Source organism: Enterococcus termitis (assembly GCF_001730305.1).
In the GTDB taxonomy this organism is placed as follows: Bacteria; Bacillota; Bacilli; order Lactobacillales; family Enterococcaceae; genus Enterococcus_L; species Enterococcus_L termitis.
The window spans coordinates 405,656-420,460 of the sequence record NZ_MIJY01000001.1; the positions used below are offsets into that span (position 1 = coordinate 405,656).

The following is a 14,805-nucleotide window of genomic DNA, read 5'->3' on the forward strand; positions in this document are numbered from 1 at the left end:
TAATGACTGAAATCAGATAACGTTTAATTAATTGAACGCAGCAGTCGCTTGAATTTTTTTGAAACAAGTAAAGCTGTCTTCTTTTTTTAATTTATAGTTTTGAGTACATCTGTTTGACTTTTACATTTAGGAGGGATGGTTTTGATTTCTAAAAAGCAATCGGCAAAAATCTTTTTTGACTATGAAAATCAACAATACTGTTATTACTCGTTGGCTTCACTTGAAGAACAGCAAAAGCCATTTATTTCAACATTGCCTTTTAGCATTCGCGTGTTATTGGAATCTTTACTGCGGCAGAAAAATGGTACTGGCATCACAGAAGAGCATATCGAACAACTGGCTAAGTGGTCTGTTGACGGAAAAAATGCTGGAGAGGTTCCATTTAAACCAGCACGGGTTATTTTACAAGATTTTACGGGGGTTCCAGCGATTGTTGACTTAGCTTCTCTGCGTAAAACGATAGCAGATTTTGGCGGTGATCCTACAACAATTAATCCGGAGGTTCCTGTTGATTTAGTCATCGATCATTCTGTCCAGGTAGATGTTGCTGGTGTTAAGCAAGCATTACAGCTAAATATGAAGATGGAATTTCAACGAAATCAAGAACGCTATCGTTTTTTAAGCTGGGCGCAAAAAGTCTTTGATAATTACCGGGTAGTACCACCTACAACTGGAATCGTCCATCAGGTCAATGTAGAATATTTAGCTTCAGTGGTGACTCAAAAAAAATTAGAAAATGATGCTGTTTTGCTTTATCCAGATACATTGGTCGGAACAGATTCTCATACAACCATGGTCAATGCTTTAGGTGTACTTGGTTGGGGTGTTGGCGGAATTGAAGCAGAGGCTAGTATGTTAGGCGAGCCGTCGTATTTTCCGATACCAGAAGTTGTAGGCGTTTGCTTTGTGAATGACTTATCTCAAGGTGCAACTGCAACGGATTTAGCTTTGAAGGTAACGCAAGTATTACGTAAACAAAAAGTTGTCGGAAAATTCGTAGAATTCTTTGGTCCTGGGTTGGCAAATCTAAGCTTAGCTGATCGGGCAACTGTAGCGAATATGGCTCCAGAATATGGTGCTACTTGCGGCTTTTTCCCAGTTGATAACGAGACGATTCGTTATTTGCGTTTAACCGGAAGAGCTGAAAAAGACGTAAGGATCGCTGAGCATTATTTAAAGGAAAATCAATTATTTTATGATCCTGTCAATGATCCTGAACCAAATTATACAAAAGTGATCGAAATTGATTTAAATGAGATCAAAGCAAATCTCGCTGGACCAAAGCGGCCTCAAGATTTAATTCCTTTAGCTAAAATGAAGAACAGCTTTGATCAAGCAATCAAAGCACCAAATGGTCTACAAGGCTTTGGTCTATCAAAAGAACAACAGGAAAAAATAATTTCTTTAGACTTAGAAGGCGAGCATCATGAGTTAAAACCAGGAGCAGTAACGATTGCTGCAATTACCTCTTGTACGAATACATCTAATCCCTTTGTCATGCTGAGCGCCGGATTAGTAGCAAAAAAAGCAGCACAATTAGGATTACATGTACCCAACTATGTAAAAACATCGTTAGCTCCTGGTTCAAAGGTAGTAACGGCATACCTAAAAAAAGCAGGATTGCTTCCATATTTAGAACAGTTGGGATTTCATCTTGTGGGATATGGGTGTACCACGTGTATTGGAAATTCTGGAGCATTGAAAAAAGAAGTGGAAGAGGTCATCAAAGAAAATGATTTATTGACTGCAGGCGTGTTGAGCGGAAATCGTAATTTTGAAGGACGCATCCATCCGTTGGTCAAAGCAAATTATCTTGCCTCTCCGCCACTTGTTGTTTTGTATGCTTTGGCAGGAACAGTCGACATTGATGTATTCAATGAACCGATTGGAATTGGCGAAAATGATAGTCCAATTTATTTTAATGATTTATGGCCCTCTAGAGATGAAATTCAGGCATTGATCGACGAATGCGTTACACCAGAACTTTACCAAGAAGAATACGCACAGGTGTTTAGTGATAATGAAGAGTGGAATGGGATTGAAACAAACGATGAACCATTATATGGCTGGGAAGAAGAATCCACATATATTGCGAATCCACCCTATTTTACAGGAATGACCAAAGAAAGAGAACCAAGAAAGCCATTGCGAAACTTAGCAGTTTTAGCTAAGTTTGGTGATTCAGTTACAACTGATCATCTTTCGCCAGCTGGAAGCATTCAAAAAAATAGCCCGGCAGGTCAGTATTTGATTAATAGAGGTGTTGAGGTTCGTGAATTTAACTCATATGGAGCCAGACGTGGTCATCATGAAGTAATGATGAGAGGGACTTTAGCCAATATCCGTATTCGTAATCAATTAGTTCCAAATGTCGAGGGCGGTTATACGATTTTTGCGCCAACACAAGAAAAAATGGCTATCTATGATGCCGCAATGAATTATCAGAAACAAGGAACGAAACTGGTGGTTTTGGCAGGTGATGATTATGGCATGGGGTCATCAAGAGACTGGGCAGCGAAAGGCGTGCAGTTACTAGGTGTAGAAGCTGTAATTGCCAAAAGTTATGAGCGGATTCATCGTTCTAATTTAGTGATGATGGGTGTTTTGCCATTACAATTCAAACCAGGTGAGGATGCTGATAGCTTAGGTTTAACAGGAACTGAGTTATTTGACATTGATATCGATGAAACAAAAGGAATCTTGGATATTGTGAACGTCACTGCATGTAAATCAAATGGAGAAACGATTCAATTTGAGACGATTCTTCGTTTTGATTCAGCTGTTGATATCACGTATTATCAGCATGGCGGAATTTTACCAATGGTTATCCGCAAAAAACTTTAAGTATAATTCGGGATGATTTTGAACGTTGTTATATATATGAAAGAGAGGTACTTGGATGGAGATTCACAAAGGCTTAGAAGGTGTCGTTGTTTCTGAAACTAGAATTAGTTCAATCGTGGAGAATCAGTTGTTGTTTGCTGGATTTAATATCGATGATTTAGTTGCTGAGAATGTTCCATTTGAAGAAGTGATTTATCTTTTATGGCATCTAAAAATTCCAACGGCACATGAATTAGCTCGATTTAAACAAGATTTATCTGCTGCAATGCCAATCTCTGATACGATCGTGACGTGTTTAAAAATTCAAACGCGTCAAAATCTTCATCCGATGAGTGTTCTTAGGTCAACCATTTCACTTTTAGGGGTATTTGATCCAAATGCGGAGGAAACGGATGATCCTTCTTCTTATCAACAGAGTATTGCTTTGCAAGCGAAAATGCCAACGATTATTGCTGCATACGCACGACTAAGAAAAGGATTAGATCCGATCGCGCCAAGAAGTGATTTATCTATAGCAGCCAATTTTCTTTATATGCTTACTGGGGAAGAGGCAGGAGAGATACAGGTCACAGCGATGAATCAGGCATTGGTATTACATGCAGATCATGATTTGAATGCCAGCACCTTTACAGCCCGAGTGTGTGCTTCTACCTTGTCAGATATATATTCTTGTATCACCGCTGCAATCGGCTCTTTAAAAGGACCGCTGCACGGAGGGGCGAACGAACGAGTTTTTGATATGCTGACTGAAATCGACTCTGGTACGTTAAGTGTAGAAGAGTATTTAAATCAAAAACTTGATCGCAAAGAAAAAGTGATGGGCTTTGGTCATCGCGTTTATAAGACGGAAGATCCGAGGAAAAAGCATTTAAAAAAATTAGCGAAAGAACTTACCGCGCTAACTCAAAAAGAACAGTGGTACTTTTTATCTTGCCAAGTCGAACGGTATCTAAAAGAAACGAAAGGCTTGATTCCTAATGTTGATTTTTATTCAGCCACTGTCTACCATTGTTTGGCGATTGACAGTGATTTGTTCACATTGATTTTTGCCATGAGCAGAGTTTCCGGCTGGCTAGGTCATATTTATGAGCAGAAAAAAGAGGATTGCTTGATTCGACCACGTTCTCATTATGTTGGTCCACAGCAGTTAGCGTATCGTACATTTGATAGCGAATTACATTCAGGAGGAATAGAAGCATGACCAAAGGGGAAAAACTAATTTTTAGAGAAGGGAAGCTGGTTGTTTCAGATTATCCCATCATCCCATTTATTGAGGGTGACGGAATCGGACCAGAAATTTGGCAGGCAGCAAAATTGGTTTTTGATGCAGCTGTGAACAAAGCGTATAAAAATGAACGTAAGGTCGTCTGGCAAGAAGTTTTAGCTGGAGAAAAGGCCTTTAAGATGACAGGTGATTGGTTGCCAGAAGAGACATTAACTGTAATCAAAGACCACCTTGTTGCCATAAAAGGACCGCTTACGACACCAATTGGCGGCGGTTTTCGTTCGTTGAATGTGACGTTGAGGCAAGAATTGGATTTATATGTATGTTATCGACCTGTTCGCTATTTTGAAGGTGTACCTTCGCCACTGAAACATCCAGAGCTGACAGATATGATGATTTTTAGAGAAAATACAGAAGATATTTATGCGGGCATCGAATTTCCAGCTGAAAGTTTAGAAGCAGAAAAATTGATTACTTACTTAAAAACAGAATTTGGTATAGACAAGATTCGTTTTCCAAAAACATCAGCTATTGGGATTAAACCAGTTTCTAAAGAAGGAACAGAGCGGCTGGTTCGAGGCGCAATCGAGCATGCGTTAAAGCATAAACGAAAATCGGTGACTCTTGTGCATAAAGGAAATATTATGAAATTCACTGAAGGTGGTTTCAAACAATGGGGATATGCATTAGCTAAAACAGAATTTTCTGATGCTGTATTTACATGGGAGGATTATTTAAAGAGTAAAGAGGAGTTAGGAAAAACAGCAGCTGATCAACAATTGGCAGCAGCAGAAACAGCTGGTAAACTGATCATCAAAGACCGCATAGCAGATATATTCTTGCAGGATATTTTACTGCACCCAACAAACTACGATGTGGTAGCAACCTTAAATTTAAATGGTGACTATATTTCCGATGCGTTAGCTGCTCAAGTGGGAGGTATCGGGATTGCACCAGGAGCGAATCTGAATCTGGAAACAGGACATGGGATCTTTGAAGCTACTCATGGCACTGCACCAGAATTTGCAGGTCTAAACCAACTAAATCCTTCTTCATTATTATTATCTGGAGCATTGCTGTTTGAGTATCTTGGATGGTTTGAAGTCAGTCGCTTGATTATTGAAAGTATTGAAGCGGCTTTGATAAATAGAACGGTAACGAAAGATTTTGCTGACCAGATGGAGCAGGCAACATTATTGAGTTGTTCAGATTTTGGGGAAGAACTTGTTCGTTTGATCGAGAGCAAATAAAAAAAGCTGACGAGTAATCGTCAGCTTTTGTAGTTTACTAAGGTTAATTATGCTTTGTTAACGTTAGTAGCTTGAGGTCCGCGTTGGCCTTCTTCAACGTCGAAAGTCACTGCTTGACCTTCTTCTAAAGTTTTGAATCCGTCGCCTTGGATAGCTGAGAAATGTACGAATACATCGTTACCGTTTTCTGCAGTGATAAATCCAAAACCTTTGTCTGAGTTAAACCATTTTACTGTACCTGTTTCCATAATAAAAATCCTCCTTGTGTCTTAACACATATTTTGCAATTACTTGAAAGGTGAAAATGTGGAAGATGTTTATTTGAAACAGCTACACATATATTACCGAACAAAAACTACACTCTTATAATAGCATATTTCTTTGTACTTGACTAGTGATATCTCTTTGAAAAATAAAAATTTGTTAAGAAACAAAGATTAATTGTCAAAAAAAACTTATTTCTGTTATAGTATAGAGGTATTAAGCGTTAAATATGAAGGTAATGATAGAGTTATATCGTAGAAATCTATTCCGAAGGCGCAGCCTTGGAGCTGCATAGATTTGAAAGTAGGAAGGGTTCAGATTGTTTAGATGAGAATAAGGTTATCCTTACTAATAGATAGTTTCACTTGGTTTATAGCTAACAAAATATTTAATAAACTTAATTAAAGAGCCGCTCAACTACTTGTTGAGCGGCTCTTGTCCATTGTATTGATCAATAGCGCAAAATAGCCAATAGTGATTTTTCATCAGGTGAGGCTTTTTGATCTAAGACAAAAACTTTTCCACCGGTTCTAAGGATTTTATCGGTGACTTTATTCAATACTTTTCTATGATCAAATTCGTCATTTGACATTTCTGATGTTTCATCGACAAAGTTTGCTGTAGAAATAAAGAAGTGAGAAACTTTTCCTTCTTCGGCAGCAGGCACGATATCGACCAGCTGATCTACATATTTTTTATCCAATAGACCATTATAAGAATCAGTTTCAATTTTTTCTAGTGCTTGATTAATTTTTTCGGCTCCTTTTTCGATACCTTGAATAGAAGCTTGAGCAGGAGAAAGGGAAACTGCTACATCGGTTATTAAATAAGGATTTTTAGCAATTTTTTTAAACAATGTTTGATTTTCAGTTAGGGCATATAGACGAATGGGAAGCTGTTCAGAATTATTAAAATGATCTTTCAAATAGTTATCGATCGCTTGATAATAATTTGTCCAATCAATTTGAACTTCTTGGTCTTTAGTATTAACACCATGGTATGCTACGCCTTCTTTTGAAGAACCGTTATAACCAGAACCAGCTTTTGTAGAATAATTTAGATTGCCGCCAGTCAATTCATCTCCTAAAGCGCCTACTAAATCAGTTGGGGCATCTTCTGGTAGGTCAACAGCAGTCACTCGGTTATTTTCAACTAAATAAATTTGCATAGAATCACGATTTAACGCCATTAAATAATAGCGATAGTTAAATTGATTGTTTTTGATGATGCCTAAAAGATACGGACGGTCATCTACATAATATTGATTGTCAACGGGCACGTGTAAGCGATGAATGAAAATATCTTTTTCACTAATAATGATTGATACACTGTTTGAAGCATTTCGCCAAAATGAAGAGTCTGCAAGCAAGGCATCGATTTTGTCTTGGAAAACAGACCAAGAGAGGGTAGGATATTTCTTTTCAAAACGGACTTTCGCAGCTTTTCCAAAGTTTTTAAAAGCCAAAGAATCTTTTTCAACATCTTGATGAGCAACATGGGTGTTTAAAATAAAGGTTACAAATGGGCCGTGAACGTCGTCAGAGAATAAAACAGAGAGTGTGTCTTTTTCTTGATTCAACATAATACATTCCTCCTAAATTTAAAAGCTGAATGAGCTTAATCAGTCTATCCGGAGTGCTCTCCATCAGGACCGGTTCATGGAGCTAGTGACATTGAAACATTGAATGCTACTATTAAAAGTGTAGCATAGGCTCAAAAATGTTGGTACTAATATGGTTTAGAAGTAGAAAAATAAAAGAAAGGCTTAACAATGCGCTATATGAGTAATTACTCATGGTTTTTTTATGAAATACAAAAAAGTGATTCATCATTATCACAAATAAAGGTGTTAATATACTTTCATGCCAATTATCCCGAATTGGTTTTTCATACTTACTCCTACCAAGAGTAAATAACAACCTTCATTTCCACCACTGACGACGGTCGTGGTGGTTTTTTATTTTTTATGTGTTTTAAATGAAAATCAAATAGAAAGATATAGATTTGATATATTGACTATGATAGAATAAAAAAGGTTTGTTAATGTTGGGAGGTAAATATGAAAAGCAGGGAAATGTCACATCGCAAATCTAATTTTGAACTTTTGAGGATTTTAGCGATGCTCGGTATAATTATGTATCATTTGGTCATGCATCATACCGATTATAATCGTTTTGCACTCGTACATCCGGAAAACGGATCCAATTTTTATCATTTAGATATTATCCAAATCATCTATACGTTTGGTCAAATTGGAAATACGTTGTTTATTTTAATCACAGGTTATTTTTTGATCAAAAAATCAACTATCAATGTGGTAAAACCAGGGGCAAAATTATTGAATCGCTCTTATTTGCTCGCAGTGGTGCTATTATGTTTAGCGTATTTATTTGGTAGGTTCCATATGCCTATTTCAACGAATATCAATATGCATATGGCATTGAATGGTTGGTGGTTCATTGGGTACTATATATTTATTATTGTTTTTGCAAAATTTTTTCTCAATGATTACTTGAATTCACTTGATAAGAAATCTTACTTGAACTTTATCATTATTTTGGTCATACTATTGAGTTTTATGGAATTTTTTAACGTACTTGTTAATTTGAAGATTCAGAATTTTGTGATTGGGATTTCTGTATATGCGATTGGCGGGTTTATTCGTTTGTATAATCCTTTAAAAAATATACGGGTATTAACATTGATATTTTTTATAATGGTTTTTATGTTGATTCAAGTCATTCAATACAAATTGAATTTGAATATAAATATTCGTCAATTTTATCAAAATGGCAACAGTGTGTTTGTTAGCTCTCCTTTTAACAATGTATTGTGGTCTCCAAGCGTTTTATTTCTAATTTGTAGTGTGCTTATCTTTGAATTGTTCAGTAGAATGAAGATTGGAAGTATTAGTATCATCAATAAGTTATCAGCTGCAACGTTTACAGTTTATCTTTTTCATGAATCGACATTTTTTAGAGGACTTCACTTAAAAGGAAATCCTTTACCAAATCGTTTAGGTTTATTAAAAACAGTCTCTACCAAGGTGATTGCGGACGATCCAATGCAAGAACTTATCATACCTTTAGATAATCCAGAAAGCTGGATACCTTTGAAAGACTTTTTAAATATTAGTCAAGTGTTTCAAGATAGAGGTGTCAAATTAGGTATTTTATATATATTAGTATTAACTTTAGGTATTTTTATAATGGGTTTACTTTTTGAAGGTGTATTGCTTTTCATCAATTTGCTCTTTAAAAAAATATTTTATAAGGATTTGAAGAAGCTAAGCAAAAATCTAAATTGATTAAAAATAGATCGTTAGATAAACAAAAACCATCTCTCCTAAATTTTCAGGAGAGATGGTTTTTATTTAAGAATAAATGCCGTCATCAGTTGTTTTGTAAAGCTAAAGTTCATTCCTTTATAGTGCTTCAATAAATCGATTTGTTTTAAACAGTCGAGCTTCTAAATTTGTACCAAGTTCTACAGCAGCTCGTTGTCCTTTACCGCTAAATTTATAACGAATCGTATCTGCGTTCATTTTCGCAGCAACAAAAGAAACACCAAAATTTGCCTGCATTGTGTGAATCAAGCGAATGTATAAAGCACTCTCTGAAATGCCAAAATGGTGAGAGAGCTGAGCTAAATTCCATCCTTTTTTTAAAAAGCGAAACAAAACAATATCAGGCACAAGGATCGCAGAGGCACCGATGTTCGCTTGGAATTCGTGCAGCTCTTCATTATAAGAATAATGCAAACTCTGTTCAGTATCAGTAAAAATCGTTTTATTTTCGTTCATATGAAATAAGTAATGAGTGATCTCATGACTGATCGTAAAATTTTTTCTTTTTTCACTCATATTTTGATTAAAACCAATTGTTGTTTCTAAATCATCTTTGACGATCATACCTGAAATACGATCTTTTGCCACACCATCAAATGGAAAGCCGCGCATGAACACTCCTTTAGATTTAACATAATCCCAAAGATAGGAACAATCATAGTTTTCATAACCGATATTATTCGCGACCATCACTGCTGAAATGTAATCATTGATTTTATCAGAAAAGCTAAGGTATTCATCAATTTGCTCTGTCATCCAATCACGCCTTGTCGTCTTGTTTTAAGTTTCGTTCACGTTCGATTTCGGATCTTCTGAATCGAAGAAAACGATCTACTTCATCTTTCAATTCATCTACTTCTGCTTCTGATAAGCCCTCTGTATTCATTCGAAACATGATTTGTGACGAAAGAGCTTCTTTAGGAAGCGCCTCTTCCCGTGTTGGACTTTTGGTTCTTCCTAATAAGTAGTCGGTAGAAACATCAAAATAATCAGCGACTTTCTGAATATTTTCTATTTTTGGAGAAGAAGTATCCCAACGGCGGATTTGACCATTAGAAATTCCAACATTCCGTTCAATTTCAGCAAAGGTAACATTTTTCTGATCAGCTAGTTCTTTGATTCTGTAAGTTAAACTCATGCTTTTCAACCTTTCATAAGCTTGAATAAAAATAAATTAGCTTTTAAGCTATTTTTAATTGACAATTAGCTTTTAAACTATTATACTATTCTTATAAGCTAATTTATAAGTAAGCAGCCAGTTAAGCTATTTCCATACTTAGACTTAAAGTACAAGTACTAAGAAAGAGAATAAGCTCGTTTAGCTATACCTTTATAATAGCGTAAAAGCTATTATAAGTCAATGTTTTACTTTATATTAGCAAATTAACTAAGGTGAGAAGCCAAAATAAGCGACGATCAGGAGGTGCTCAAAATAAAAGCGCGAAAAATGAAAAGTAAATTGCTTGTTTACTACTTACAATTGGCGGAGTTAGGTAATGTACAAGCAGAAAAACAGGCAAAAGTGTTGGCAAATGAGTTATTTCAAGAGAATCAGGAAATAGATAACTCAAAAGAATATCACAAAGATAAGAAATCTCAGCAAAACAATAAGAATAAAGGAGCGGATAAATGATGTTATTGTTTCCCAAAATTGATCGAAAGAAAACAAAAAAGAAGGTCCATGAAGTATTGAATGCTTATCATTCTTTAGTAAGAATTGCTGGGGAAAAGCAGGGACTAAAAATCACGACAACCTATATTTTAGAAATGTCACAAGTTGCTTATGTTCCTCTAAAATCAGCAGAAAAAATCATTGATCGAAAAAAATTAGCAGAAATTGAACTAACAAAAATCATGAATGCAATGAACCAATTGGATCCATATGATCGGCAGTTATTATACGATAAGTACATGGATTATCAGTTTACAACAAATATCGCAATTTATATGAATTATCATATGAGTGAAAGTAAATTTTATCGCGAGTTAGATAAAGCAATGATCCACTTCGCAGAATCTTATGAAAGTGGCGTATTATTGATAGAAAAATGACCCTATTTTGGGAGACTAATGGCAGTTTGCCTAGCTGAAAAAAAGCTAAACTATATGCATCTGTTAATAAAACGGTGAATGATCGGCACTGTAAATATATAATGGATAATCATTTAAAAATAGAAAAAGGTGGTAATTATGAAGATGTTTGAGTATTTAGATCGCTTTTTAGCGGATGCAGATCACAAAGCAATTTATGTTTTAGCATTAATTTGCGTGGCAATGATCATTGATTTTTTAAGCGGGAGTATAGCAGCAAAGATTAATCCAGATATGCTCTTTTTAAGTAAAGTAGGAATCAATGGAATTTTGAGAAAAGTAGCAAGTATGGTGCTGCTCATGTTTTTTATTCCATTAGCGCCACTAATTCCTGGAGGAGCAGGGGTTGGTTTGATTTATGTATTGTACGTAGGGTATTTGTTGATGGAATTGAAATCGATATTAGAAAACTACAAAAAAATGGGAATTGGCACTGAATTATTTGAAGATTTTCTTAAAAATATTAAAGACCATAAAGAAGAGAAATAACTATTACGTGACCTTGAAAATCTGAAAAAAATGTATACTAGGATAGTGTTATATTGTTCGAGGGGATAGCAAAAGATGTACTGGTCGGCTTGTCTGTCCACTGCTTAATCTGGTTACTAAAAATGCTTTAACAGAGGACGAAACAGAAATGCTTAATCCCAAGAACCAAGTCCTTCAATTCTTAGTGTCTTTGATACATAGAGATTGATGAGAACGAAACACAGTGTAGTTGCTGCTTCTGTTTCCACCGTTTATTCCAATTCTAAGTGACTGGGGTGTAACTCATAGAGTTATGTCTCGGTCACTGTTAATGTAAAAACAAGAATAAATCGATAGAGATTATGGCCTACTCAGTGCTCAAATCCAAATGATTTTTATCACAGCTTCATTTTTATCCAACGAAAAATGTCCTTAAATTAGAACAATCAATTTCAATAGAAACAGAAAAAAATTTTTAGTGAAGATAACTGTTTGCCTATTTTTGACTTCTGTTATAATAAATGAGGAAAAACTGTACTAAAATGTTCTTTTTTTTGTTATACTTTTTAAGAGAAGTGATGGAGATACAGCTTTGCGTGTTACATTTTATATATCAGAAATCCGAATAAATATGAGGAACAGAAATGAACTCTTCGGAATTGAATTGGAATTGGCAAAAAAATGACGTTTAATTTTCGTGGATACCTATCTGTTTCTACTGACTAGATGCTTTTGTCCTAGTCTTTTAGTATTCATTTAGAACTGAATAAAACAGGTAACGATTTCTATTGGTTTTTAGATAAACGAACAAGTACGATGGGTTGAAGATAGAGTAAATTGGATGGATGCTTAAGAACATAGATTTTTAGGAGGATATTATGGCTACGAAACACGATCAAATATTGAAATACATTGAAGGTTTACCAATCGGCGACCGGATTTCAGTTCGAAGCATTGCAAAAAATCTTGGTGTCAGCGAAGGAACAGCGTATCGTGCCATCAAAGACGCGGAAAATATCGGATTAGTTTCTACGATTCAGCGTGTAGGAACCATTCGGATTGAGCGGAAACTAAAAAAACACATTGAAAAATTAACCTTTGGTGAAGTTGTTCGGATTATTGAAGGAGATGTGTTGGGTGGCTCTGCTGGTTTAGATAAAGTCTTGAATAAATTTGTGATCGGAGCCATGACTGAAAAGGCGATGACACGCTATATTACTCCAGGCTCACTGATGATTGTCGGAAATCGACAAGGCGTACAAAAATTAGCCTTAGAGAATGGCGCTGCAGTTTTGATCACTGGTGGTTTTGATACTGAAAGTGAAATAGCTGATTTAGCAGATAAATTGGAAATGCCTGTTTTGAGAACGACGTACGATACATTTACTGTTGCGACAATGATCAACCGTGCACTAAGCGATCAATTGATTAAAAAAGACATTATGTTGGTCAGTGATATTTACACCAGTTTAGAAAAGACCAACTATTTATATGCCACTAACACTATCGCTGATTATCAGCACTTGTCTGAAAAAACACACCATTCTCGTTTTCCAGTAGTGAATAAAAGCCTTCGTTTGGTGGGGATTGTAACAGCGAAAGATGTACTAGGAAAATCAGAAACACTAACGATGGATAAGGTAATGACGAAAGATCCGATCGTTGTTAAAAAAATGATGAGTGTAGCAAGTGTCAGCCACCAAATGATTTGGGATGGCTTAGAAGTTATGCCCGTAGTTGAAGACGATTTGTCATTGGTTGGATTTGTTTCCAGACAAGATGTAATGAAAGCAATGCAGCTCGTCCAAAGACAACCGCAAATCGCAGATACGATCTCGGATCAAATTTCTGGTGAAGTTATGCCTGTGGAAGAGACCGGGAAGAATGGTGACATTCAATTTAAATTTACTGTTGCACCGCAAATGGTGAACAGTGTCGGAACCATCTCGTTTGGTGTTTTAAGTGAGATTATTGCAAACGTGACTCAACGGACGATGATTACAAATCAGCGTAGAAACGTTTTGATCGAACAAATGAGTTTACACTATTTACGATTGATTCAGCTGGAAAGTGAACTGGATATTCGCCCACGCGTGTTGGAGATCGGTCGACGTTCAGCGAAACTGGACATCGAAGTTTATTTAGAAAATGCGCTTGTGGCTAAGGCTATTGTGGTCTGTCAAGTAATGGAGCGGACTTAGGAGGAATATAGGATGGACGTTTTAAAAGAAATTTTAGTAACGATCAAAGCATACGAAACGATTATTATTCATCGTCATCAACGACCAGACCCAGATGCAATTGGCTCTCAGGTTGGATTGGCGGAAATATTGCGTAAAAGTTATCCTGAAAAACAAATCTATCAAGCGGGTGGACCTGTTGAAGGCTTGGAATTTTTAGCAACAATGGATGAAGTTTCAGATGATCTCTATAAAGAAGCGTTGGTAATTGTTACAGACACTGCGAATTCTCCTAGAATCAGTGATGAACGCTATAAAATGGGAAAACAGTTGATCAAAATCGATCATCACCCCAATGATGATCCTTACGGAGATTTGATTTGGGTCAATACAGAAGCGAGCAGCTGCAGTGAAATCATTGTAGATTTTTATCATCATAATCAGGCTGAACTACAGATGAGTGATGAAGCAGCTAGACTCTTGTATGCAGGAATCGTTGGTGACACGGGCAGGTTTTTATATCCAGCGACAACTCCCCATACGCTTGAGGTTGCAGCTGAATTGATGACGTATGATTTTAAAACAGCTGACTTGAATCGTGAGCTGGAGCAAATCCCGATGAGTGTAGCAAAATTGGCCGGTTATGTCTATCAAAATATTGAAGTCGATAACAATGGAGCAGCGAAAGTCATTTTGCCTCAAACGTTATTAGATGAATACGGCATCGTAGATTCTGAAACCGCGGCAATCGTGTCTCTACCGGGCGTGATTGATGAAGTGTTAGCTTGGGCGATTTTTGTTCAACAACCTGAGGGATACTATCGTGTACGGTTAAGATCAAAAGGACCTGTGATTAATGAATTAGCGAAAAAACATCATGGTGGAGGGCATCCTTTAGCTAGCGGTGCCAATGCGAAAAATAAGGCAGAGGTCGATGTCATCTATAGTGAAATTCAAGAACTGTGTGAGAGATTCATAAAATAGCGTATGAAAGTGTTTACAATTCATGTTGTATCTATTATACTAAGGCTAGTTGAATAGCGGATAGTGATTGTCATAGACAAGCTAAACCTGATTGTACCAAGTGATTTTACTTGGTGTGGTTAGGTTTTTTCTTTTTTTAGAAGTTGAGCAATC

General features: G+C 36.3%; 13 protein-coding genes. 9 read left to right on the forward strand and 4 right to left on the reverse strand.

What is annotated here, in order from left to right; translation table 11 throughout:
* The first annotated feature begins 141 nt into the window (after positions 1 to 141).
* From acnA to icd, 3 genes are read left to right on the forward strand one after another with little or no spacing between them, the layout of a single operon-like run.
* Positions 142 to 2,844 carry an aconitate hydratase AcnA gene (acnA, locus tag BCR25_RS01930; RefSeq protein ID WP_249023532.1) on the forward strand — a complete coding sequence of 901 codons (2,703 nt, stop codon included), beginning with the start codon at positions 142 to 144 and terminating at the stop codon, positions 2,842 to 2,844.
* A gap of 55 nt (positions 2,845 to 2,899) precedes the next feature.
* Positions 2,900 to 4,045, forward strand: a complete 1,146-nt coding sequence (locus BCR25_RS01935; protein WP_069661913.1) for a citrate synthase — start codon at positions 2,900 to 2,902, stop codon at positions 4,043 to 4,045.
* Positions 4,042 to 5,319 carry an NADP-dependent isocitrate dehydrogenase gene (gene icd / locus BCR25_RS01940; protein ID WP_069661914.1) on the forward strand — a complete coding sequence of 426 codons (1,278 nt, stop codon included), beginning with the start codon at positions 4,042 to 4,044 and terminating at the stop codon, positions 5,317 to 5,319. Before BCR25_RS01935 ends, icd begins: the two co-directional genes overlap by 4 nt.
* 47 nt (positions 5,320 to 5,366) lie before the next feature.
* On the opposite strand, the gene BCR25_RS01945 is transcribed toward icd, so the two are convergent.
* Together BCR25_RS01945 and BCR25_RS01950 are read right to left on the reverse strand one after the other, a co-directional pair.
* Entirely contained in the window at positions 5,367 to 5,567 is a 201-nt protein-coding gene (locus tag BCR25_RS01945) for a cold-shock protein (protein ID WP_010760878.1), read from the reverse strand.
* Positions 5,568 to 6,034: 467 nt separating this feature from the next.
* Positions 6,035 to 7,165: a baeRF6 domain-containing protein gene (locus tag BCR25_RS01950; RefSeq protein ID WP_069661915.1), complete on the reverse strand. Its 1,131-nt coding sequence runs from the start codon at positions 7,163 to 7,165 to the stop codon at positions 6,035 to 6,037.
* A 477-nt stretch (positions 7,166 to 7,642) separates the two neighbouring features.
* Between BCR25_RS01950 and BCR25_RS01955 the strand changes: the two genes are divergently transcribed.
* Positions 7,643 to 8,890, forward strand: a complete 1,248-nt coding sequence (locus BCR25_RS01955; RefSeq protein WP_069661916.1) for an acyltransferase family protein — start codon at positions 7,643 to 7,645, stop codon at positions 8,888 to 8,890.
* Positions 8,891 to 9,007: 117 nt separating this feature from the next.
* Here BCR25_RS01955 and BCR25_RS01960 read toward each other — a convergent pair whose 3' ends face one another.
* Together BCR25_RS01960 and BCR25_RS01965 are read right to left on the reverse strand one after the other, a co-directional pair.
* On the reverse strand, positions 9,008 to 9,685 hold the full coding sequence (locus BCR25_RS01960; protein WP_069661917.1) for an ImmA/IrrE family metallo-endopeptidase: 678 nt from the start codon (positions 9,683 to 9,685) through the stop codon (positions 9,008 to 9,010).
* Positions 9,686 to 9,689: 4 nt separating this feature from the next.
* Entirely contained in the window at positions 9,690 to 10,067 is a 378-nt protein-coding gene (locus tag BCR25_RS01965; RefSeq protein WP_069661918.1) for a helix-turn-helix domain-containing protein, read from the reverse strand.
* A gap of 309 nt (positions 10,068 to 10,376) precedes the next feature.
* On the opposite strand from BCR25_RS01965, the gene BCR25_RS01970 reads away from it, so the two are divergent.
* The 5 genes from BCR25_RS01970 (at position 10,377) to BCR25_RS01990 (ending at position 14,652) form a co-directional block, all read left to right on the forward strand.
* Entirely contained in the window at positions 10,377 to 10,562 is a 186-nt protein-coding gene (locus BCR25_RS01970; protein ID WP_069661919.1) for a hypothetical protein, read from the forward strand.
* Complete coding sequence (locus BCR25_RS01975) at positions 10,559 to 10,981, forward strand: ArpU family phage packaging/lysis transcriptional regulator (protein ID WP_069661920.1); 423 nt, start codon at positions 10,559 to 10,561, stop codon at positions 10,979 to 10,981. The genes BCR25_RS01970 and BCR25_RS01975 overlap by 4 nt, the downstream gene beginning before the upstream one ends.
* A 144-nt stretch (positions 10,982 to 11,125) precedes the next feature.
* A complete protein-coding gene (locus BCR25_RS01980; protein ID WP_069662123.1) occupies positions 11,126 to 11,509 on the forward strand; it encodes a phage holin family protein in 384 nt (127 codons plus the stop codon).
* A gap of 857 nt (positions 11,510 to 12,366) precedes the next feature.
* On the forward strand, positions 12,367 to 13,689 hold the full coding sequence (locus BCR25_RS01985; protein ID WP_069661921.1) for a DRTGG domain-containing protein: 1,323 nt from the start codon (positions 12,367 to 12,369) through the stop codon (positions 13,687 to 13,689).
* Positions 13,690 to 13,701: 12 nt separating this feature from the next.
* Positions 13,702 to 14,652, forward strand: coding sequence for a DHH family phosphoesterase (locus BCR25_RS01990; protein WP_069661922.1), 951 nt, complete (start codon positions 13,702 to 13,704; stop codon positions 14,650 to 14,652).
* Positions 14,653 to 14,805 lie beyond the last annotated feature (153 nt).

Bases quoted from the DNA above. Each gene is read 5' to 3' on its own strand.
- BCR25_RS01935 (WP_069661913.1), top strand. From the start codon at position 2,900: ATGGAGATTCACAAAGGCTTAGAAGGTGTCGTTGTTTCTGAAACTAGA.
- BCR25_RS01950 (WP_069661915.1), bottom strand. From the start codon at position 7,165: ATGTTGAATCAAGAAAAAGACACACTCTCTGTTTTATTCTCTGACGAC.
- BCR25_RS01945 (WP_010760878.1), bottom strand. From the start codon at position 5,567: ATGGAAACAGGTACAGTAAAATGGTTTAACTCAGACAAAGGTTTTGGA.
- BCR25_RS01960 (WP_069661917.1), bottom strand. From the start codon at position 9,685: ATGACAGAGCAAATTGATGAATACCTTAGCTTTTCTGATAAAATCAAT.
- BCR25_RS01975 (WP_069661920.1), top strand. From the start codon at position 10,559: ATGATGTTATTGTTTCCCAAAATTGATCGAAAGAAAACAAAAAAGAAG.
- icd (WP_069661914.1), top strand. From the start codon at position 4,042: ATGACCAAAGGGGAAAAACTAATTTTTAGAGAAGGGAAGCTGGTTGTT.
- BCR25_RS01970 (WP_069661919.1), top strand. From the start codon at position 10,377: ATGAAAAGTAAATTGCTTGTTTACTACTTACAATTGGCGGAGTTAGGT.
- BCR25_RS01965 (WP_069661918.1), bottom strand. From the start codon at position 10,067: ATGAGTTTAACTTACAGAATCAAAGAACTAGCTGATCAGAAAAATGTT.
- BCR25_RS01955 (WP_069661916.1), top strand. From the start codon at position 7,643: ATGAAAAGCAGGGAAATGTCACATCGCAAATCTAATTTTGAACTTTTG.
- BCR25_RS01985 (WP_069661921.1), top strand. From the start codon at position 12,367: ATGGCTACGAAACACGATCAAATATTGAAATACATTGAAGGTTTACCA.
- BCR25_RS01990 (WP_069661922.1), top strand. From the start codon at position 13,702: ATGGACGTTTTAAAAGAAATTTTAGTAACGATCAAAGCATACGAAACG.
- BCR25_RS01980 (WP_069662123.1), top strand. From the start codon at position 11,126: ATGTTTGAGTATTTAGATCGCTTTTTAGCGGATGCAGATCACAAAGCA.